The sequence below is a fragment of the Achromobacter sp. NCFB-sbj8-Ac1-l genome, from assembly GCF_052695805.1.
This window is the reverse complement of sequence record NZ_CP199812.1, coordinates 2,722,865-2,743,986: the sequence shown is the minus strand read 5'-3', so window position 1 is coordinate 2,743,986 and position 21,122 is coordinate 2,722,865. Positions and strand designations below refer to the sequence as shown.

Annotated in this window: 17 protein-coding genes; 3 read left to right on the top strand and 14 right to left on the bottom strand. The window is 68.3% G+C overall.

Features of this window, described 5'->3' with window-relative positions; translation table 11 throughout:
* Positions 1 to 80: 80 nt before the first annotated feature.
* The 12 genes from ACUDP5_RS12630 to ACUDP5_RS12575 all read right to left on the bottom strand — a co-directional run bounded on the left by ACUDP5_RS12630 (position 81) and on the right by ACUDP5_RS12575 (position 15,277).
* Positions 81 to 752 carry a response regulator gene (locus ACUDP5_RS12630; RefSeq protein ID WP_445658902.1) on the bottom strand — a complete coding sequence of 224 codons (672 nt, stop codon included), beginning with the start codon at positions 750 to 752 and terminating at the stop codon, positions 81 to 83.
* Between the two features lie 13 nt (positions 753 to 765).
* A complete protein-coding gene (locus tag ACUDP5_RS12625) occupies positions 766 to 2,703 on the bottom strand; it encodes a type IV pili methyl-accepting chemotaxis transducer N-terminal domain-containing protein (RefSeq protein ID WP_445658901.1) in 1,938 nt (645 codons plus the stop codon).
* A 53-nt stretch (positions 2,704 to 2,756) separates the two neighbouring features.
* Complete coding sequence (gene mobB / locus ACUDP5_RS12620) at positions 2,757 to 3,254, bottom strand: molybdopterin-guanine dinucleotide biosynthesis protein B (RefSeq protein ID WP_263912642.1); 498 nt, start codon at positions 3,252 to 3,254, stop codon at positions 2,757 to 2,759.
* On the bottom strand, positions 3,251 to 3,910 hold the full coding sequence (locus ACUDP5_RS12615; protein ID WP_263912709.1) for a carbonic anhydrase: 660 nt from the start codon (positions 3,908 to 3,910) through the stop codon (positions 3,251 to 3,253). The genes mobB and ACUDP5_RS12615 overlap by 4 nt, the downstream gene beginning before the upstream one ends.
* A 15-nt stretch (positions 3,911 to 3,925) precedes the next feature.
* The gene (gene moaA / locus ACUDP5_RS12610; RefSeq protein ID WP_445658900.1) at positions 3,926 to 4,957 is read right to left on the bottom strand and encodes a GTP 3',8-cyclase MoaA; all 1,032 of its coding nucleotides are present in this window, start codon (positions 4,955 to 4,957) and stop codon (positions 3,926 to 3,928) included.
* Positions 4,954 to 5,748, bottom strand: coding sequence for a peptidylprolyl isomerase (locus ACUDP5_RS12605; RefSeq protein WP_263912640.1), 795 nt, complete (start codon positions 5,746 to 5,748; stop codon positions 4,954 to 4,956). The genes moaA and ACUDP5_RS12605 overlap by 4 nt, the downstream gene beginning before the upstream one ends.
* Positions 5,749 to 5,772: 24 nt before the next feature.
* A complete protein-coding gene (gene narI / locus ACUDP5_RS12600) occupies positions 5,773 to 6,456 on the bottom strand; it encodes a respiratory nitrate reductase subunit gamma (RefSeq protein ID WP_263912639.1) in 684 nt (227 codons plus the stop codon).
* Between the two features lie 28 nt (positions 6,457 to 6,484).
* Positions 6,485 to 7,132, bottom strand: a complete 648-nt coding sequence (gene narJ, locus ACUDP5_RS12595) for a nitrate reductase molybdenum cofactor assembly chaperone (RefSeq protein ID WP_263912638.1) — start codon at positions 7,130 to 7,132, stop codon at positions 6,485 to 6,487.
* 15 nt (positions 7,133 to 7,147) lie between these two features.
* The gene (gene narH, locus ACUDP5_RS12590; RefSeq protein ID WP_263912637.1) at positions 7,148 to 8,713 is read right to left on the bottom strand and encodes a nitrate reductase subunit beta; all 1,566 of its coding nucleotides are present in this window, start codon (positions 8,711 to 8,713) and stop codon (positions 7,148 to 7,150) included.
* A complete protein-coding gene (locus ACUDP5_RS12585; RefSeq protein ID WP_445658899.1) occupies positions 8,710 to 12,465 on the bottom strand; it encodes a nitrate reductase subunit alpha in 3,756 nt (1,251 codons plus the stop codon). The genes narH and ACUDP5_RS12585 overlap by 4 nt, the downstream gene beginning before the upstream one ends.
* Positions 12,466 to 12,614: 149 nt before the next feature.
* Positions 12,615 to 13,997, bottom strand: a complete 1,383-nt coding sequence (locus ACUDP5_RS12580; RefSeq protein WP_263912635.1) for a NarK family nitrate/nitrite MFS transporter — start codon at positions 13,995 to 13,997, stop codon at positions 12,615 to 12,617.
* A gap of 20 nt (positions 13,998 to 14,017) precedes the next feature.
* A complete protein-coding gene (locus ACUDP5_RS12575) occupies positions 14,018 to 15,277 on the bottom strand; it encodes a NarK/NasA family nitrate transporter (RefSeq protein ID WP_263912634.1) in 1,260 nt (419 codons plus the stop codon).
* Between the two features lie 241 nt (positions 15,278 to 15,518).
* Here ACUDP5_RS12575 and ACUDP5_RS12570 point away from each other — a divergent pair, with 241 nt between their 5' ends.
* Positions 15,519 to 16,781: an NnrS family protein gene (locus tag ACUDP5_RS12570; protein ID WP_445658898.1), complete on the top strand. Its 1,263-nt coding sequence runs from the start codon at positions 15,519 to 15,521 to the stop codon at positions 16,779 to 16,781.
* Between the two features lie 66 nt (positions 16,782 to 16,847).
* Here the strand turns inward: ACUDP5_RS12570 and ACUDP5_RS12565 are convergent, their stop codons facing one another.
* Positions 16,848 to 17,549, bottom strand: a complete 702-nt coding sequence (locus tag ACUDP5_RS12565) for a hypothetical protein (RefSeq protein ID WP_445658897.1) — start codon at positions 17,547 to 17,549, stop codon at positions 16,848 to 16,850.
* Between the two features lie 60 nt (positions 17,550 to 17,609).
* On the bottom strand, positions 17,610 to 18,794 hold the full coding sequence (locus ACUDP5_RS12560) for an FAD-dependent monooxygenase (protein WP_445658896.1): 1,185 nt from the start codon (positions 18,792 to 18,794) through the stop codon (positions 17,610 to 17,612).
* Positions 18,795 to 18,932: 138 nt separating this feature from the next.
* Between ACUDP5_RS12560 and ACUDP5_RS12555 the strand changes: the two genes are divergently transcribed.
* Entirely contained in the window at positions 18,933 to 19,838 is a 906-nt protein-coding gene (locus tag ACUDP5_RS12555; protein WP_263912630.1) for a LysR family transcriptional regulator, read from the top strand.
* Positions 19,839 to 19,920: 82 nt separating this feature from the next.
* On the top strand, positions 19,921 to 21,120 hold the full coding sequence (locus ACUDP5_RS12550) for an efflux RND transporter periplasmic adaptor subunit (protein ID WP_445658895.1): 1,200 nt from the start codon (positions 19,921 to 19,923) through the stop codon (positions 21,118 to 21,120).
* The last annotated feature ends 2 nt before the right edge of the window (positions 21,121 to 21,122 follow it).

Here is a 21,122-nt window from a genome sequence, read left to right as displayed (position 1 = left end):
GGCCGGCCGGCGGCAAGGCCTTGTCGCAGATCAAAGGGCCGGGCGGCGGCGGCGCTCAGCCGCCCATGGTCGGCCCCGGCTCAGGCCGGGTCGTCGCCATGCAGGCCGTGCTCGACCGCGTACACGGCCACCTGCACCCGGCTGGTCAGGTTGAGCTTTTTCAGCACGTTCTGCACGTGGATCTTGACGGTGCTTTCGCTGACATCGAGCTCGCGCGCAATGACCTTGTTGCTGGCGCCGCGCGCCAGGCACTGCACGATCTGGCGTTCGCGTGCCGTCAGGCGGTGGCGCTCGGCCTGCCCGCCCGCCCCCTGGGCCGCCAGATTGGCCTGGCCGCGGAATTGTTCCACCAGCTTGGCCGTCATGCTTTCGGCGATGACCGGTTCGCCGCCGGCCGCGCGGCGCACGGCCGACGTCAGCACGTCGGCGTCGATGTTCTTGAGCAGGTAGCCGCGGGCACCATCGCGCAGCGCCTGGCCCAGCTCGTCGGCTTCTTCGGACACGGTCAGGATGATGACCGCGCTGGACGGCACGTCCTGCGTCAGGAGCTGCAGCGTTTCCAGGCCCGACAGGCCGGGCATGTTCAGGTCCAGCAGCACCACGTCGGGCTGCAATTCCTTGGCGCGCTTGACGCCTTCGACGCCGTCGCCGGCCTCGGCCACGACCTCGAAATCGGGCTGGCGCTGCAACAGCAGGCGCATTCCCGAACGGAACAGGGTGTGGTCGTCGACGAGCAGGATACCGATGGGCATGGTCTTGATGGGGTCAGGCGGCCTGGCGTTCGGCGCCGGGCAGCAGCAGCGAGATATGCGTGCCGTGGCCGGGACGGGACTGCATTTTAATCGTGGCATGCATGCGGGCGGCGCGTTCGCGCATGATGTGCAGGCCCACGTGGGCCTCGCCGCGGCGCGCCACTTCGGCCGGGTCGTAGCCCTGGCCATTGTCGATGATGTCCAGGCTGAAATCGCGTGCGTTGCGCACGCGAATCTCGACCCGGTCGGCCTCGGAATGCTTGCGCACGTTGGACAGGGCTTCCTGCAGGATGAACAGCACCTGCAACTGCTGCTCGGGCGGCAGCGGCGCGCCTTCGCCCTGTTCGAACGCCAGCGTGATGGGCAGGCCGGTCTGTCGCCGAAAGCGTTCCACCGTGTCCTGCATGGCATCGCGCAGGTCGCCCTGGCCCAGCTTGCTGCGGAAGTTGTTCAACAGCTCGCGCACGTCCTGGTAGCTTTCGTCCACGCCGGTGCGCAGCAGCGGCAGGATCTCGTCGATTTCGGCCTGGTCGCCGCGCTTGACCGCCGCGTCCAGCAGTTGCAGTTGCAGGTTCAGGAAGTTCAGCCCCTGCGCCAGGCTGTCGTGCAGGCCTTGCGCCACCAGCCCGCGCTCTTGCACCACGGCCAGCTGGCGCGCCTGGGCGGAGAGGCGGCGGTTGTCCAGCGCCACGCCCAGGTGCTGGCCCAGGGTTTCCAGCAGCTGCGATTCGGACGGGGCCAATTGGCGCGGGCTGCGAAAATGCAGCGAATACGACCCCAGCACCTCGTCGCGCGTCACGATGCGAAACACCGCCACGCTGGCAAAGCCGTCGCGCTGGCAGTTCAGGTCCTGCGGCGCCGGCGCCTGGCGCAGGTCCTGAATGACGATCACGCCGGCCTGGCGCGTGGCCACGCCACAGTAGCAATCGTCGACCCGCATGCAGTGTTCGGATTCGACCAGGTCTTCGGACAGGCCCACCGACACCACCAGGTTGAGCGTGTCGTTGTCCGGGTCCAGCGCGCGGATGCTGCCGCCTTCGGCATCGAACTGCAGCATCACCCGGCGCAGAAACCCCTGGCACATGGCCTCGATCTCGTTGGGCTGGTTCAGAAAGGCGGCCATGTCGTACAGCGCGCCGATGTCGCGGTTCTGCGCGGCCAGCTGGGCGGTCTTTTCGCCCACCCGCTGCTCCAGCCCCGTGTACAGGCCCTGCAACTCATCGGCCATGCGGTTGAAGCCGCGCGCCAACACGCCGAATTCATCGCGGCTTTCGACCGGCAGGCGGGTGCTGAATTCGCGCGCCGCCATGCGTTGCAGCCCGTCGCGCAGACGCAGCACGGGCGAGATGATCCACAGGTACAGCAGGTAGATCATGGCCAGGGTGCCGGCGCTGGCAATCGCCGCCAGCACGCCCTGCGACAGCCGCAGCGACGTGGTCTTGCCAGCGTTGTCCTGCTCGATCATGCGCACCAGGGCATCGGCCCGGGCCACGAAATCGGGCAGCGTTTCCAGGTACTCGGCAGCGTCTTCGCGTTCGATGGCGCGCACCGCCGCCGGCCGCATGATGCGGCGCCAATAGTCGGCCACGCCCAGCCATTGCTCGCGGATGGCCGGATCGTTCGGAATGAACAGCGGCCGCGCCGGGTTGCCGCGCGCCAGCCGGGCGATGGTGTCGTCCATCAGGCGCAGCTGTTCGTCGGTGCGGACCTGGCGGCCGGCCTGGGGCCGCATCAGTTCCACCGCCACCCGGTTGGCGCGCATGCGCAGGCTGCCGGTGTCGTTGATGGCGGCGCCCGCGCCTTCCAGCTGCCACGACAGCCACAGCGTCCAGCTGACCATGCTGAGCACCACGATCAGCGCCACCAGCGAACTGGCGATGATGCGGGTGGACAGGCGATGCCGCGACGACGGCAGGCCGTCGGCATCGGCGGGGGGAACAGACAGGGGCATGGCGGCGGGACTTGCGGGGGCTTTGAAGGAAAATCGCGGAAGATCAGTGTAGTTCAGTCACACCCGACCGTGCGCCGGATGAAGGCGGCCACCGCGGCCGGATCATTCAGCGGCAGGCACGGCAAGCGCGTGTCCAGCACCGCGTCGGTCACCACCGCCAGGAAGCGGGAATCGTCCACGTGCAGCGGCGGCTTGCCCAACGCTGGCCGGTAGACCTCGATGCGCGGAATGTCCGCGTGCTTGAAGCCTTCGACCAGCACCAGGTCGGCGGGCGCCAGCCGCGCCACCTGCTCTGTCAGCGACGGTTCCGGGGCATCGCGCAGCTCGTGCACGATGGCGTAGCGAAACGGCGACGCCACCATCACCTCGCGCGCCCCGGCCTGGCGAAAACGCGCGCTGTCCTTGCCGGGCGGCTCCATCTGGAAATCGTGGTGGCTGTGCTTGATGACGCTGACCGCCAGCCCGGCCGCGCCCAGGAGGGGCAGCATGGCTTCGATCAGGGTGGTCTTGCCGCTGCCGGAGCGGCCGGCGATGCCGAATACGGGGGTCATGCTGGCTCCGTGAACAAAGGACACACGATGGGCAGGAACGCGTCCGCCCGCGCCGAGTATGCCAGCAAAGCCCCCGCCACCAGGTCGAAATACCAGCCGTGCAGGGTCAGGCCGCCCGCCGCGACACGCCGCCCCACGCAGGGCAGGGCTTCCAGGTTGCGCAGCGAGATCAGGATGGACGCCTGCTCGCAGGCCCGCCGCCGCTCGTCGCGGGACGCCTCGGGCATCTGGCTCAGCACGCGCTGGCGGGCCGGTTCGGCGATGTCCATCCAGCGGTTCAGGTAGTCGGGGTCGCCGTCGCTGCGGGCGGGCCGGTCCATCAGCGCGCGGATGCCGCCGCACTGCGCATGGCCCAGCACGATGATCCGGCTGACCGCCAGCTGCTCGACGGCGAACTGGATCGCGGCCAGCACGCCATGGTGGCCCTGGTCGCGGTCGGCCGGCGGCACCAGGTTGGCCACGTTGCGCACGGTGAAGATGTCGCCCGGATCGCAGCCCAGCAGCATGGCCGGGTCCACCCGCGAATCGCAACAGCCCACCAGCAAGGTGCTGGGGTGCTGGCCATCGCGCAGGTTGCGGTACAGCGACGGGGTGGCCTCGTAGTATTGATGCTGGAAGCGCTGAAAGCCGTCGACCAGCCGTTCGATGTCGCCCATGCGTTGGCCCATGCTTTACCCCCCCGTCTGCGACATGAAGCGCACGATGCGTTCGGGCCGGGTGGTGAACTCGTGCCTTTCCGGCTTGGCGGCGATGCCGGCGCGGATCGCCTGCTGCAACGCGGCGTCGCTGGCCCCGGCGCGCAGCAATCGTCCCAGCGGCACCTGGTCTTCCTGGCCCAGGCACAGGTACAGGGTGCCGTCCACGCCCAGGCGGACGCGGTTGCAGGTCGCGCAGAAGTGCCGCGACAGCGGCGTGATGACACCCAGCGCCGGCGCCCCGGCGCCCGCCGTCCAGTAGCGCGCCGGGCCCGCACCCTGCCCGGCCAGCGCCGGCACCAGGCCATGGTCGGCCGCCAGCCGCGCGCCCAGGGCGCCCAGGTCGGCATGGGCGTAACGGCGGCCGCTGTCGCCCATCGGCATGGGCTCGATCAGGCGCAGGATGAAGCCCTGCGCCAGCGCGTAGCCCAGCAGCCGGCGCACGTCGGCCTCGGGCGTGGCGGCGTGCACCACGCTATTGAGCTTGATCGGCGCAAAACCCGCGTCCCGCGCCGCCTTCATGCCGGACAGCACCGCGTCCAGGCAATCGCGGCCGGTGATGCGGGTGAATTCGGCGGCGTCCAGGGTATCCAGGCTGATGTTGAGCCGGCGGACCCCGGCGGCGCGCAGCGCCCGGGCATGGCGGGCCAGTCGGGTGCCGTTGGTGGACACCGACAGGTCCACGACGCCGGGCAGCGCGGCAATGGCGCCCGCCAGGTCCGCCACACCGCGGCGCAGCAAGGGCTCGCCGCCAGTCAGGCGCACTTTGCTGACCCCCAGGCCGGCGAACAGGCCCACCAGCCTGGCCATTTCGTCATGACGCAGCCAGTTGGCGGGCGTCTCGAAGCCTTTGAAGCCCTTGGGCATGCAGTAGCCGCAGCGCAGGTCGCAGCGGTCCGTGACCGATACGCGCAGGTAGTCGATGCGGCGGCCATGCCCGTCGATGAGGCCCTGCGGACCCGTGGCGGCGGCCTTGCCGGCAGGATCGCTTGCCGGTGGCGGGTTCATGACGGGCTCCCGAAGACCCGGTCGTCCTCTGCCCCGCCCAGGTCGATGCCGCGCACGTCGGCGCGCTCGACCAGCAGCTTCACGTACTGGCGCCAGGCGGTGTCGCGGCTCAGCGCCGACAAGGCCGCGGCGATCTGCGCGCGCACCTCGTCAAAGGGCAGCCGCCGCCCTTCCACCCGCCGCGTGACCCGCACGATATGCAGGCCATGGCGAGTTTGCAGCACCTGCGGCAACAGGCCGCCGGCCGGCAAGGCGAACACCGCCTTTTCGAATTCAGGCACCGTGTCGCCGCGCGCCAGCTGCCCAAGATTGCCGCCCAGCGCCGCCGACGGACAGTTGGATTGCTGCCGCGCCACCTCGGCAAAGCGCGACGGGTCGGCCAGCAGGTCCGCCAGCACCGCGTCGGCATGGGCGCGCAGCATGTCCAGGTTCACGCCCGGCGTGACCTGGAACAGGATGTGGTCGGCCTCGATCAGTTCGCCCACCACGAAGCGCTGGGGGTTGGACTGGTAATAGCGCAGGCAGGCGGCCTCGTCGGCCTCGGGCGTCGGCGCCTGGCGGTCCAGCAAGGCGCCGATGACCTCGTCCTCGCCTGCGGGGTCGGGGTCGGCATCCGCCTGCCCGCCCTGCGCGCGCTCCACCCCCTGCCGCACGGCTTCATCCAGCAGCACCCGCCGCAGCACCAGCGCCGTGATGGCGGCGCGCATGGGGTTGGCGGCATCCGCATGCCGCGGCAGTTCTTGTTCCAGCTCGGCGTCGTTCAGTTCGACGCCATTGACGATCACAGGCATGTCCGGCTCCTTGGAAAACGCGCCTCAGCGCGGACGCACCAGTTGCCAGGCGCGGCCCAGGTAGCCCAGCGACGCAAAGCCGCTCCAGACGTGCACCAGCCGGGTGAAGGGAAAGATCACGAACAGCGTCAGGCCCATGAACAGATGCGCCTTGAACAGCAGCGGCACGTCGGCGATGTGGCTGGCGGCGTCGCCACGCAGGGTCACGATGTGCTGCGCCCAGGTCATCAGGCGCACCATCATCTCGCCGTCCATGTGGCCGGCCGACAGCGCGATGGTCGACAGCCCCAGCAGCAGCGTGACCAGGATCCACAGCAACAGCAGCCTGTCGCCAGGGCGGGTGGTCTTGCGGATGCGCGGGTCGCTCAGGCGGCGGTGGATCAGGATCAACAGGCCGATCAGGCACAGCCCGCCCATGACGCCGCCAGCCACCATGGCCACGGTCTGCTTGAGCGTGTGCGACACGCCCAGCCAGTCCCACACCGCCACGGGGGTCAACAGGCCCGCCAGGTGGCCGAAGAACAGCCCCAGGATGCCGATGTGGAAAAGGATATTGCCCAGCCGCAGCTGGCCGCGGTGCAGCAGTTGCGAGCTGTCCGTCTTCCAGGTGTATTGCTCGCGCTCGAAACGCGCCAGGCTGCCGAGCAGGAACACCGTCAGCGCGATGTAGGGGTAGATGCCGAAGAGGAACTGATTCAGGGAATTCATGATGCTTGGGTCCTGAAAAGACGGGGATTCAATGGGCGGCGGGCGCGCGCGGATAGAACCGCACCGCCTGCGCGCCGTCGCCCGAGAATGGCCGCAGGAGCGGCTCGACGCCATCGGGGCCGGCGCCGAAGGTTTCCATCGCCTCGTCCATGTCGCGCACGGGCGGCGCGGTCTGCTCGCGCGGCGTCACCCGCGACAGGCCGCGCAGCACGGCGAATACGCTGGCGTAGGGGCTTTCGCTGCGGGCCAGGCGCGCGCCCACCGCCGCCAGCACGTGGATGGCTTCGTCCAGCAGGTCCTGCGCCACGGCCGGGTCGATAACGCCCAGGAACTCCAGGAACAGCGGCACGTGGTCCGGCAGTTCGGACACCACTGGCTCGAAGCCATGGCCGCGGTAGGTGTCCAGCAGGTCGACCATGGCCTGGCCCCGGTCGCGGCTTTCGCCGTGCACGTGTTCGAACAGGTGCAGCGAATGGGCGCGGTTGCGGTCGAAGGTGGCGACGTAGTTTTCCTGCAGGGCGATCAGGTCATGGCTGGCCAGGTAGCCGACCAGGGGTTGCAGGGTTTCCTCGGCGTCGGGGTGGGCGGCAAGCTGCGCCTCGACCTCGGACAAGGCGTCCAGCAGATCCTGTTCGGGGTAGCAGAGCAGCGCGGAAAGCAGGCGGTACAGGTTCATGGTGTTTCTCCTGGGTCAGGCCGCGGCGGCCTTCTTGCGCGACTTGGGCATCTCGATGAATATCTCGCTGCCCTGGGGCTTGCGGCCGAACAGCGTGCCTTCCGACACCCCGCCCGAGCAGCCGTTGCCGAAGGTGAAGCCGCAGCTGCCCTTCTCGTTGAAGCTGTCTTCGACGATTTCCTTGTGGCTGCCGGGCACGACGAAGCGGTCTTCGTAGTTGGCGATCGCCATGATGCGATACATGTCCTGCACGGTGGCGTCCGTCAGGCCTACCTGTTCCAGCAGCGCGGTGTCGCGTTCGCCGTGCACGGTTTCCGACCGTTTGTAGGCGCGCATGGCCAGCATGCGTTCCAGCGCCTGCAGCACCGGCGCTTCCTTGCCGGCGGTCAGCAGGTTGGCCAGGTAGCGCACCGGAATGCGCAGGCTGGCCACGTCCGGAATCATCGCGCTCTTGCCCAGCGTGCGCTGGGGCATCCGGCCCGCTTCGGCCGCTGTCTGGATGGGCGACAGCGGCGGGATGTACCAGACCATGGGCAAGGTGCGGTATTCGGGATGCAGCGGGAAGGCGACGCGCCACTGCACCGCCATCTTGTAGACCGGCGACTGGCGCGCGGCCTCCAGCCACGATTCGGGAATGCCCTGTTCACGCGCCGCGGCGATCACCTCGGGCGAATGCGGGTCCAGGAACAGGCCCAGCTGCGACTCATACAGGTCCTGCTCGTCGCCCACGGCGGCGGCGCGTTCGATCTGGTCGGCGTCGTACAGCAGCACGCCCAGGTAGCGGATGCGGCCCACGCAGGTTTCCGAGCACACCGTGGGCTGGCCGGCTTCGATGCGCGGGTAGCAGAAGGTGCACTTCTCGGCCTTGCCGCTGTGCCAGTTGTAGTAGATCTTCTTGTACGGGCAGCCCGAAATGCACATGCGCCAGCCGCGGCACTTGTCCTGGTCGACCAGCACGATGCCGTCTTCTTCGCGCTTGTAGATCGAGCCCGACGGGCAGCTGGCGACACAGGCCGGGTTCAGGCAGTGTTCGCACAGGCGCGGCAGGTACATCATGAAGGTGTTCTCGAACGTCGAGTACATCTCTTTCTGCACGCCTTCGAACAGCGCGTCGCGGCTGCGCGACGCGAATTCGCCGCCCAGGTCGTCTTCCCAGTTCGGGCCCCAGACGATCTTGTCCATCTTCTTGCCGGTCAGCACCGACACCGGGCGCGCGGTGGGCGGCGTCTGCGACAGGGGCGCGTTCTTCAGGTGTTCGTAGTCGAAGGTGAAGGGTTCGTAGTAGTCGTCGATCTGCGGCAGGTTGGGGTTGGCGAACAGGTTCGCCAGGATGCGCAGCTTGCCGCCCTGGCGCGGTTCCAGCTTGCCGGCCGCGGTGCGCTTCCAGCCGCCCTTCCACTTTTCCTGGTTTTCCCATTCTTTGGGATAGCCGATGCCGGGCTTGGTTTCAACGTTGTTGAACCAGGCGTATTCGACGCCGTCGCGGCTGGTCCAGACGTTCTTGCAGGTGACCGAGCAAGTGTGGCAGCCGATGCACTTGTCCAGGTTCAGCACCATGCCGATTTGGGCGCGTATCCTCATGATTGCTTCTCTTCCAGTTGCGTTGCGGCGGCGGGGTCTTCCACCAGCGGGCCTTCCAGCCAGTCCACTTTCTTCATCTTGCGCAGCACCACGAATTCGTCGCGGTTGGCGCCCACGGTGCCGTAGTAATTGAAGCCGTAGGCCTGCTGCGCGTAGCCGCCGATCATGTGCGTGGGCTTGAGCACCGTGCGCGTCACCGAGTTATGGATGCCGCCGCGCTTGCCGCTGGTTTCCGCGCCGGGCACGTTCACGATCTTTTCCTGGGCGTGGTACATCAGGCACATGCCCACCGGCACGCGCTGGCTGACCACCACGCGGGCGGTCAGCGTGCCGTTGACGTTGAAGACCTCGACCCAGTCGTTGTCGACCAGCCCGGCCTGCCTGGCCTCGGTCTCGGACACCCACACGTGGGGGCCGCCGCGGCTCAGGGTCAGCATGCGCAGGTTGTCGGAATAGGTGCTGTGGATGCCCCACTTCTGGTGCGGCGTCAGCCAATTGAGCACCAGTTCCTTTTCACCGTTGGGGTAGCGGCCCAGCATCGGCGCGATGGTCTTGGTGTCGATGGCGGGCTTGTACACGCACAGGCCTTCGCCGAAATCCAGCATCCAGCGGTGGTCCTGGTAGAACTGCTGGCGGCCGGTAAGGGTGCGCCATGGGATCAGCTCGTGCACGTTGGTGTAGCCGGCGTTGTAGCTGACCTCTTCGCTTTCCAGGCCCGACCAGGTCGGCGCCGAAATGATCTTGCGCGGCTGCGCCTGGATGTCGCGAAAGCGGATCTTGTCGTGCTCGCGGCCCGTGGCCAGGTGGGTGTGGTCGCGCCCGGTGATCTTGCCCAGCGCTTCCCAGGCCTTGACCGACACGTGGCCGTTGGTCTCGGGCGCGAAGGTCAGGATCATCTCGGCCGCGTCGATGGCGGTATCCAGCCGCGGCCGGCCCTGGCTCACGCCCGTCTCGGCCACGTGGTCGTTGATGCCGCCCAGTTCGTGCACCTCGTGCTCGGTGTTCCAGTTGATGCCCTTGCCGCCGTTGCCCAGCTTGTCCAGCAGCGGGCCCACCGACGTGAACTTGCGGTAGATGTCGTTGTAGTCGCGTTCCACCACCGTCATGTTGGGCGCCGTCTTGCCCGGCACCAGGTCGCACTGGCCCAGCTTCCAGTCCTTGGGCTCGAAGGCCTGGCCCAGCTCGCCCGGGGTGTCGTGCATCAGCGGCGTCAGCACCAGGTCGCGGCGCTTGCCCAGGTAGGGGCCGCCGATGTCGCTGAACTTCCTGGCGAGCAGCTTGTAGATTTCCCAGTCGGTCTTGCTTTCCCACAGCGGCTGCACCGCTTCGCTCAAGGGGTGGATGAACGGGTGCATGTCCGACGTGTTCAGGTCGTCTTTCTCGTACCAGGTGGCGGTGGGCAGCACGATGTCGCCGTACAGGCAGGTGGTGCTCATGCGGAAGTCCAGCACTGTCAGCAAGTCCAGCTTGCCTTCGGCCGCATCTTCTTCATAGGTGACCTCGGTCGGCCGGATCGCATCGCCTTCGTCGCCGAAGACGGCGTTCTGCGTGCCCAGCAGGTACTTCAGGAAGTACTCGTGGCCCTTGCCGCTGGACCCCAGGATGTTCGAGCGCCACACGAACATGTTGCGCGGGAAGTTGGCGGGGTCGTCGGGGTTTTCGCACGACATGCGCAACTCGCCGGACTTCAACTGTTCCACCGCATGAGCCACCGGGTCCTTGCCCGCGGCCGCGGCCTGGTCGGTCAGGTCCAGCGGATTGGTGCGCAGCTGCGGCGCCGACGGCAGCCAGCCCATGCGCTCGGCGCGGGCGTTCAGGTCGATCATGCTCAGGTCGCCGTAGCGGCCGCGGTCGGCGGTGGGGCCGAGCACTTCCTGCACGTGCAGCTTTTCGTGGCGCCATTGGCTGGTGTGGGCGTAGAAGAACGAGGTGCCGTTCATCTGGCGCGGCGGGCGCACCCAGTCGGACGCAAACGCCAGCGGCGCCCAGCCGAACTGCGGCCGCAGCTTTTCCTGGCCCACGTAGTGCGCCCAGCCGCCGCCGCTCTTGCCCACGCAGCCGCACATCATCAGCATGTTGATGATGCCGCGGTAGATCATGTCCATGTGGTACCAGTGGTTCAGGCCGGCGCCCACGATGACCATCGACTTGCCCTCGGTGTCATGCGCGTTCTGGGCGAACTCGCGCGCCACCTGGATCACCTGCGCGCGCGGCACGCCGGTGTGCTTTTCCTGCCAGGCCGGGGTGTAGGGCACGTCATCGTCGTACGACGTGGCCACATTGCCGCCGCCCAGGCCGCGGTCCAGGCCGTAGTTGGCCATCTGCAGGTCGTACACGCTGGCCACCAGGGCCTCGCTGCCGTCCGCCAGGCGGATGCGGCGGGCCGGCACGTTGCGCACCATCAGCTCGTCGTGTTCGGCGCCGAAGTACGGGAAACCCACGCCCACCACGGCGTCGGCCTGGTCGATCAGGCTGAGCACCGGCTCGATCTCGCGGCCGCTGCCGCCGTCGCGCGATTCCAGGTTCCAGCGGCCGACCTTCTCGCCGCCATTGACCGCGCCCTCGCCCCAGCGAAAGCCGATGCTGCCGTTGGGCGCCACCAGGTCGCCGCTGGCGGCATCGAATACCAGCGTCTTCCAGTCGGGGTTGTTCTGTTCGCCCAGCGCGCCGTCCAGGTGCGAGGCGCGCAGGAAATGGTCGGGCGCATGAAAGCCATCGCGTTCCTGCAGCAGCACCAGCATGGGCATGTCGGTGTAGCGGCGCACGTAGTCGCGGAAATACGCCGAGGCGCCGGACAGGTGGAATTCCTTCAGGATGACGTGGCCCATGGCCATGGCCAGCGCGGCGTCGGTGCCCTGCTTGGGCGCCAGCCAGATGTCGCCGAACTTGACCATTTCGCCGAAGTCGCTGGACACGGCCACCGTCTTGGTGCCCTTGTAGCGGACCTCGGTGTAGAAGTGGGCGTCGGGCGTGCGCGTCTGCGGCACGTTCGAACCCCACACCATCAGGTAGGTCGAGTTGTACCAGTCGGCCGATTCGGGCACGTCGGTCTGCTCGCCCCAGACCTGCGGGCTGGCCGGCGGCAGGTCGCAGTACCAGTCGTAGAAGCTCAGGCAGGCGCCGCCCAACAGGCTCAGGTAGCGGGCGCCGGCGGCGTAGCTGACCATCGACATGGCCGGAATCGGCGAAAAACCGATCAGGCGGTCGGGGCCGAATTGCTTGATGGTGTAGGCGTTGGCGGCGGCAATCATTTCCATCGCCGTGTCCCAGTCGGTACGCACGAAGCCGCCCAGGCCGCGAACCGACTTGTAGCGCCTGGCCCGCACCGGGTCCTGGCTGATCCATTCCCAGGCCGCGATCGGGTCCAGGGTCTTGCGGGCCTCGCGCCACATTTCCATCAGGCGGCCGCGCATCATCGGGTATTTCACGCGCTGGGCGGAATAGACGTACCAGCTGTAGGACGCACCCCGCGGACAGCCGCGCGGCTCGTGGTTGGGCAGGTCGGGCCGCGTGCGCGGGTAGTCGGTCTGCTGGGTTTCCCAGGTGATCAGGCCATTCTTGACGTACACCTTCCACGAGCACGAGCCCGTGCAGTTCACGCCGTGGGTCGAGCGCACCACCTTGTCGTGCTGCCAGCGGGCGCGATAGGCGTTTTCCCACTTGCGGTCTTCATTGACCTGCTCGCCGTGACCGTCCGCGAAGGTGGATTTCACCCGCGACATGAACTTCAACCGGTCCAGAAAATGACTCATTATGGTTCTCCAAGGGCGCCGGTCCGGCCGGCGCGTACTGCAATCGATGCTGTCAAAACCACTTTAGGCGCGTGCCGTGCAGGCGACCATTCGCCAGAGGCACAGGGCCGGCACGGCAGAGTGACTAGTCACCCCGGCCAGCCCGGTCCTCAGCACGGCACCGGCGCGTTGCGGCGCGCGTAGTACCACCAGGTGATCACCATGCAGGTGGCGTAAAAGCCGATGAAGCACAGCAGCGCGGCCTGCGCGCCGCCCGTCAGGTCCAGCGACGTGCCGAAGCTGCGCGGGATGAAAAAGCCACCGTAGGCGCCGATCGCGCCGGAAAAGCCCAGCACCGCGGCCGACTCGCGCGCCGCGTCCGTCAGCGCCTGCTTCTGGGCGGCCGCCCCCTTGCCTTGCGCGGCCTGGGTGCGTTCGCGCAGGAAAATCACGGGAATCATGCGGAAGGTGGACCCGTTGCCCACGCCGGTCAGCGCGAACAGCACGATGAACATGGCCAGAAAGCCGTTGAAGTCACCGCCCTGCCCGTGCACCGGCAGGAACGCCATCACGCCCAGCACGGCGGCGATCATGCCGGCGAAGGTGAACAAGGTGACCCGCGCGCCGCCCAGCTTGTCGGACACCCAACCGCCCACCGGGCGGGTCAGCGAGCCCACCAGCGGCCCCAGGAAGGCGTAGGTGGTGGGATCGACCTGCGGGAACAGGGTCTTGGTCAGCATGGCGAAGCCGGCCGAAAAGCCGATGAACGAGCCGAAGGTGCCCACGTACAGCCAGCACATCAGCCAGTTGTGCTTGCGCTTGAAGATCACGGCCTGGTCGGCGAACGACGCACGCGCGTCGGCGATGTCGTTCATGCCGAACCAGGCGGCCAGCGACGCCAGCGCGATGGGCAAGACCCAGATGAAGCCGGCGTTCTGCAGCCACAGGCTGCGCGGCGCCGCGCCCGCCACGGTCTGCGGATCGCCGCCCAGGGCGCCGAACATGCCCACCGAGATCACCACCGGCACGACGAACTGCGCCAGGGACACGCCCAGGTTGCCGATGCCGGCGTTCAGCCCGGTCGCCAGCCCCTTCTTTTCCTTGGGAAAGAAGAAGCTGATGTTGGCCATGCTGGAACTGAAATTGCCGCCGCCCAGGCCGCACAGCAGCGCCAGGATCAGCAAGGTGGGAAACGAGGTCGTCGGATCACGCAGCGCGAAGCCCATGCCCAGCGCCGGGATCAGCAGCGAGGCGGTGGAGATCGCCGTCCACTTGCGGCCGCCGAACACCGGCACCAGGAACGAATAGAAGATGCGCAGCGTGGCGCCCGACAAGGCGGGCAGCGCGGTCAGCCAGAACAGCTGGTTCTTGGACAGCATGAAGCCGGCGCGATCCAGGTTCACGACCACCACGCTCCACAGCATCCAGATGCTGAACGCCAGCATCAGCGCGGGAATCGAGATCCACAGGTTGCGATTGGCGATGCGCGCGCCGGTCTGTTTCCAGAAGCCGGGGTTTTCCGGCTCCCAGCGCGCCAGGACATGGGTAGACATAGGGTTCTCCGATCAGAGGGTCAGGCGGCTTGCCGCCGGGCGATGGCGGCGCTTTCGGGCCGGAAACTGAAATGCATGAAGATGAGCGACACGCAGACCGTGCCGTACAGCAGCATGAAGGCGCTGGAGCGCACGCCGGTCAGGTCCAGCAGCACGCCGAACAGGATCGGCAGCACGAAGCCGCCCAGGCCGCCGGCCAGGCCGACGATGCCGGACACGGCGCCGATGTTGTCGCTGAACTCATCCGAGATGAACTTGAAGACCGAGGCCTTGCCGATCGCCATCGCAATGCCCACCACGAACAGCAGCACGGTGAAGCTGATGGGGCCCAGGGCGATGTCGAACTGGCGCGGGCCGCCGGTGGTCAGGACGGTGAAGTGCGTCTGCGGATAGCTCAGGATGAAGAAGGCCACCCAGCACACCCACATCACCCACCAGGTGGTCTTGTAGGCGCCGTAGCGGTCCGAGATCCAGCCGCCCAGGGCGCGCAGCACGCCGCCCGGCAAGGAGAAGCAGGCGGCCAGCAACGCGGCCAGCTTCATGTCGAAGCCGTATTCGCCGATGTAGTACTTGGTCATCCACAGCGCCAGCGCCACGTAGCCGCCGAACACCACCGAGTAGTACTGGCAGTAGCGCCACACCCGCGGGTCCTTCAGCATGGCGAACTGGGCCGACAGGCTGGCCCCGCCCGCCACGCGGTGCGAGGGGTCCGACGCCGAGAACAGCCAGAACAGGATCGCCGTCACCAGCAGCGCCACGGCATACACCTGCGGCACGATGACCCAGGCGCCGCCCGCCGCCGCGATCAGCGCGGGGGCCACGAACTTGGTGATGGCCGAGCCCGAATTGCCGGCCCCGAACACGCCCATGGCCAGGCCCTGCTTGCTGCGGGGAAACCAGCGCGCCACGTACGGCGTGCCGACCGAGAACGACCCGCCGGTCAGGCCCACGAACAGCGCCAGCACCAGGAATTGCCAGTACTGCGTGGCGTACGACAGCAGCCAGATCGGCACCACCGCCAGCAGCATCAGCACGAAGAACACGGGCCGGCCGCCGTAACGGTCGGTCCAGATGCCCAGCGGCACGCGCACCAGCGAACCGGTCAGCACCGGCATGGCGGCCAGCAGGCCGAATTCGGTTTCAGACAGGCCCAGCTGGGCCTTGATGGGAATGCCCAGCACCGCAAAGATCATCCACACCGCAAAACAGATGGTGAAGGCGAAGGTGCTGGATACCAGGACCCGCAGGGGCGCGCTGGCCGAGGGGTGAGTTGATGCCATGGTGATTCTCGCTTGTTGTGCACTCGGATACGACTGCACCCAGCGTAGGCATGCCGGCCCTTGCCCACCATTGCCCACCCGACCAAACACCCCCTGCCGTTGTGACTAGTCACCCCCGGGAAGCGGCCGCGTTTGCGCGGGATCAACCCGCCGCGCTGGCCGCAGGCCGGTTGACGGTATTAATATGTATTTGAAATGCATGTTTATTGCCGCCCTGGCGGCCACGACGGGCGGAGACCCCATGAACCCCCTGCTGACCCTGGAAGAACCCTCTGCGCCCCACGACGCGAACCGGCCGCCGGCGCCCGACTGGCGCGCCTTCACGGAAATGGGCTTTCGCCCGCTGTACCTGGCCGGCTGCGCCTGGGCGCTGGTCTCCGTACTGCTCTGGGTGTTCGCGCCCACCCGGCTGACGGGCCTGTTGACCGCCATGCCGTGGCACGCCCACGAGATGCTGTGGGGCTTTGTCGCCACCATCGCGGTGGGCTTCCTGCTGACGGCGGGCGCCAACTGGACCGGCAGGAATCCCCTGCGCGGCCTGCCGCTGGCGCTGCTGTGCGGCGTCTGGCTGGTGGCGCGCGCCGCCTACCTGGCGCCGGGCACGGTGGCGCTGTACACGGCCGCAGGCGCCGACCTGCTGTTCTTCCTGTGGGGCGCCGCGGCGCTGGGCCGTTCGGTCTGGGTCACGCGCAACCGCCGCAACTACGGCGTGCCGCTGCTGTTGGTGGCGCTGGCCGTCGCCCACCTGCTGTATGTGCGCGCGGCCCTGGCCGGCGACTACCTGGCGCTGATGCGCTACTTCAATGCCGGCCTGCTGAGCATGGCGGTGCTGACCCTGCTGATCGCGCGGCGCGTCATCCCCTTCTTTGCCAAGCGCGCCGTCGCCGGCCTGGACATTCCCCCGCACACCCGCAGCGGCCATTGGCAGCTGGCCACGGGCGTGCTGGCCATCGCCTGCCTGCTGGCGGGTGCCCCGCGCCTGGCTGCACTGTTGCTGGCGGCCACGGGCCTGATTGCGCTGGCGCAATGGCTGGCCTGGAAGCCCTGGGCCGCGCGCCGCGTGCCCTTGCTGTGGATTCTGTACGCCGGTTATGCCGGCCTGGGCATCGGCCTGCTGGTGGGCGCGGCGCAACTGGCCGGCTATGTGCTGCGGCCCGCCTGGCCCGCGCACGTCATCGGCGTGGCCGGCTTTTCGGTGCTGATCCTGGGCATGGCCACGCGCACCGCGCTGGGCCATCTGGGCCGGCCCCTGCGCACCGACCGCAGCATGGTGCTGAGCTATGCGCTGGTGATCCTGGCGGCGCTGCTGCGCCTGGCCGCGCTACTGCCCACCGCGGGTGCGCCGGGCCTGCTGCACGCGTCGGCCGCCGCCTGGGCGCTGGCGTTCGGGCTGTACCTGTGGCGCTTTGCGCCGTGGATGATCCGGCCGCGCTTTGACGCGCCGGCCCAGGGCGCGGCGCCGATGATGCGCATCGTGCCGGCGGGGCCGCGGCAGGCGCGTTGAGCGCCCCGAGCGCCTGGAACGCCTCGAGCGCCTCGAGCGCCTTGGTCCGCCAAGGTCCCGACCGGATTACGCGCCGCCGTCGCGCCGCTTGTTCGCGTCCAGCTGCTTCTTCATGGCCTTCAGCCAGGCCTTGACCTGCTGCATGTCGACGAACTGCGTCAATTCGAACTCCAGTTCGCCGATGTATTCCTCGGCGTCTTCGATCTCGGCGGCCAGGTCGTCCATCAGCTCGGCCGGGTCGATGTCCTGGTCCGGATCGAAGTGAAAGCGGGCCGCGAAGTGCTCTTCCACCGCCAGCAGTTCACGCCGCACCGCGGCCAGTTGCGCCGCCAGGTCCGGGCCGGGATCCGGCTCGGGCGGCACCGCCAGCGCCAGGGTCACCGCGTGGGCCTGGATTTCAGCCAGCTCGTCGGCCACCTCGGCATCGAAGTCCGACCCGCTGTGCTTCAAGTACACGGCCTTGAGCCGGTCCACGTCGCAGTCGGCCGGCGTGCCGTCCAGCACGATGGCCGCCAGCGTCTCTTGCCCCAGCTGCTGCACCAGTTCCGAGGCCAATTCACGCTCGGCGCGGGTCAGCTCTTTCTGCTTGCAGGCATGGTCAAAGCACAGCACCAGCTTGGCCTTCAGTTCCAGCGCGGCCGACTCCAGGGGCGCCAGCACTTCCTCGAACTGCTTCTGGTACACCGGTTCCACCTCGCGCCACAGGCGCAGCTTGGCACGCGCGGCGTCGAGTTGGAGCGCGAGCGCTTCGGGAGAATGTTCTGACATGGCTGAAACCTGTTCGATGAATGCGGCGCACAGCGCGCCATGGCATGATTCGACGGCATTTTATCCCTGCGGGCGAACGCTTGCCGATTCCAGCCCCTGTCCCCACCCTGCAGCCATGGCTTGCACCTGCTGCACCGGGTCGGCCGCCAGGACCTGCTGGTTACGGGTCCGGCACACGTCGGGATCCGTGATGAACAGGGCCTGTGCAAACCCGCGCGCCTGTTGCGTCAGCTGCGCGGTCTTGGGCCCCCGAATTCGAGTGAAACGCTGCAACGCGGCGTCCAGGGTGGCACCGGCCTCTTCCAGGCAACGCGCCAGGTGCCAGGCATCTTCCAAGGCCTGGCAGGCGCCTTGCCCCGACGTGGGCAACGGCGCATGCGCCGCATCGCCAACCAGCAGCACGTTGGCCCGGCTCCAGACGGGCAAGGGCTCCAGGTCATGCACGGCGATCAGCCGCAAGGCCGCCGTGGGCGTGGCCTGGATGAGTCGGGGAATCGGCCCCGCCCATTCGCCAAAAAGGCGTTGCACCTCGGCTCGCAGATCCGCCGCCCCGGCCTCGGGGCGCAGGGGTCGCGCCTGGGCGGCGGCCCAATACACCAGGTCCCGCCGCACCGGCACCAGGCCGAAGCGCTCGCCCACGCCCCAGTAGTCCTGGATGGCCATATCGTCCACCAGCGTCCCGGCGCCGGACGCAACGCCGATCCAGTTCACGAAGCCCTGGTAGACCGGCGCGTTGTCGCCCGCCACGAAGCGGCGCGCGACCGAATCCATGCGGCCATCGGCGCCGATGAGCAGGTCGGGCCGAACGCACACGCCGTTGTCGAACCTGGCCACGGCCCTGCCGCCATCGTCCAGGTCGATCGCCGTGGCGCGATGGCCATACAGGACGTCGATCCCGGCCCTGGCAGCGTGGCTCAGCAGCACGGCCAGCAAATCGCGCCGCAGGATCGTATGGGTGGGATACCCCATCAACCGGTCCAACAACCCGATATCGATGCCGCCCAGCGAATGGCCCGCCGGATCCAGGCGGCGCATCGCCACGGGCCGCCCCCCCACGCTGGCGACGTCGCGCAGCAACCCCAGCGCGTCCAGCACCTGGCCGGCATTGGGCCACAGCGTGACACCCGCCCCCATGGTGGCCGGCCCGTCGCCGCGTTCGTAGACCTTGGGCCGGTGCCCCAGCCGGTGCAAGGACAGCGCGACGCTCAAGCCCGCCACGCCGCCGCCCACGATGCCGATATCCATGTTGAAAACTCCCTGGAATGTTGCCGTCCACCACCTGCGGGTGGACCAGATTCGAAACGAGGCGGCATCGTAGATTGACCCGACTACGATAACTAGCATGCAAAAATAGGATCATTTCTTACTTGAATCGGGATAATCATGCGACAGGCGATGGACCTGAATGCAGTGCGCGTCTACGCCGCCGTCGTCGACGAACAGAGTTTCGCGGGGGCCGCGCGCCTGCTGTCGATGCCCTCGTCCAACGTCAGCCGGCACGTGGCCACGCTGGAAAAAAGCCTGGGCGCCCGGTTGCTGGAACGCAGCACCCGCCACCTGCGCATGACCGAGGCCGGCCAGTTGCTGTACCAGCGCGCCAAGCCCCTGCTGGATGCGTTGGCCAGCACGGAAGAAGAACTGGGCGCCGTGCGGCGCGAACTGCGCGGCCCGCTGAAAATGTGCATGCCCGGCGAGGCGCCCCGGCTGCTCGCCCCCATCCTGGCCGAGTTCTGCGATCTGCACCCCGCCATCGAACTGGAATGCGATACGCGCCTGACGGGCATCGACGCGTTGCGCGAAGACGTGGACCTGTCCATCGTGTTCCACCGCGGCCGCCTGGAAGACAGCGCGCTCATCACCCGCGACCTGGTCACGCTGCCCAGCATCGTGGTCGCAGCCCCGGCCCTGCTCGCCAGGACCGGCACGCCGCGCCACGTGCGCCAACTGAAAGCCTTGCCCTGCATCACCACGCTCAGCGCGCTCAAGGGCCAGCCGTGGCAGTTCGACGACGGCGCCGGCGGCATCGTCAAAGTGCCGGTGCGCAGCCGCTACCGGGTCAACAGTGGCGAATTGGCGTTGGCGGGCGCCCGCCAGGGCATCGGCTTTGCCATCCTGGCGGCCATGTCGTGCCAGGACGATCTGGCGGCTGGCCGCTTGCAGGAAGTGGCGCTGGACCTGCGGCCCGCCCCGCTGCAACTGCTGGGCGTCTATACCCATCGCCACTCGGTGACCGCGCGCGTGCGCGCCTTGCTGGCCTTCATGCAATCGCGCCTGTCCCCTGAAACCTGACAGTTTGCTGATTCCAAAACGCTAATAATTATTATTCAGATAGAATCCGGACTGTCCCCAACCCCTGACCCTGGCAGTACCGATGTCCCTGCCCCTGCCCGCGGGCTCCGTTTCCCCCCGTCATCGCCCGCCTGAAAAAAGCCGCGCCAAGGCGCTGGCGTGGGCCGCCGCCTTGCTCGCGATCGCCCTGGCCGCCTGGGGCGCGTGGCGTACCCTGTCGCCGGGCCCACGCGCCCCCGCCATCCCCAATTACGACCAGCAGCCCGTGGCCGTCAGCGTCGCCGCCGCGCGCAGCGGGCCGCTGCCGCTGGACCTGCATGCCCTGGGCACCATCACCCCGCTGGCGCAGGTGGTCTTGCGCAGCCAGGTGGACGGCCAGTTGCAGCAGTTGCACTACACCGAGGGCCAGGCGGTGCAGCGCGGCCAGTTGCTGGCCGAGATCGACCCGCGCCCCTACCAGGCCGCCCTGGCCGCGGCCGAAGGCGAGCTGGCGCATACCGATGCGCTGCTGCACAACGCCCGCATCGATCTGGACCGCTACCGCACGCTGGCCCGCCAGGACGCCGTGGCGGGCCAGCAACTGGACACCGCCGAGGCGCTGGTGCGCGGCTACGCCGCCCAGCGCCAACGCCTGGCCGCCCGTGTGGCCGACGCGCGCCGTCTGCTGGCCCAGACCCGTATCACGGCGCCGCAGGACGGCCGCATCGGCCTGCGCCGCGTCGACGCCGGCAACCACGTCCGCGCCACCGATGCCGACGGCCTGACCACGCTGGTGCAGATGCAGCCGATCTCGGCGCTGTTCGCCCTCTCCGAGACCCGGCTGGACCTGTTGCGGCAGGCGCAGGCCCGGGCCGACGGCACCGAGCTGCGCGTGCAGGCCTGGGACGCCGACGACCGTCGCCTGCTGGCCGAGGGCACGCTACAGGCGCTGGACAACCGGATCCACGCCGCCAGCGGCACCGTCAAGCTGCGCGCGCGGTTCGAGAACGCCGACGAATCGCTGTTCCCCAACCAGTTCGTCAATATCCGGCTGGCCCTGGCGCAGCACGAAGACGTGCTGTCCATTCCCACGGCCGCGGTGCAATACGGCACCGAAGGCGCCTTCGTCTTCGTCATCGATAACGACCTGAAGGCTGCCCGCCGCGAACTCACCCTGGGCCGCGCCAACGCCGGCCGCGTCACCGTCGTGTCGGGCCTGGCGCCCGCCGAGCGCGTCGTGGTCGAAGGCGTGGACCGCCTGCACGACGGCCGCGGCGTGCAGGTCGTGGATACCCAGGACTGAGA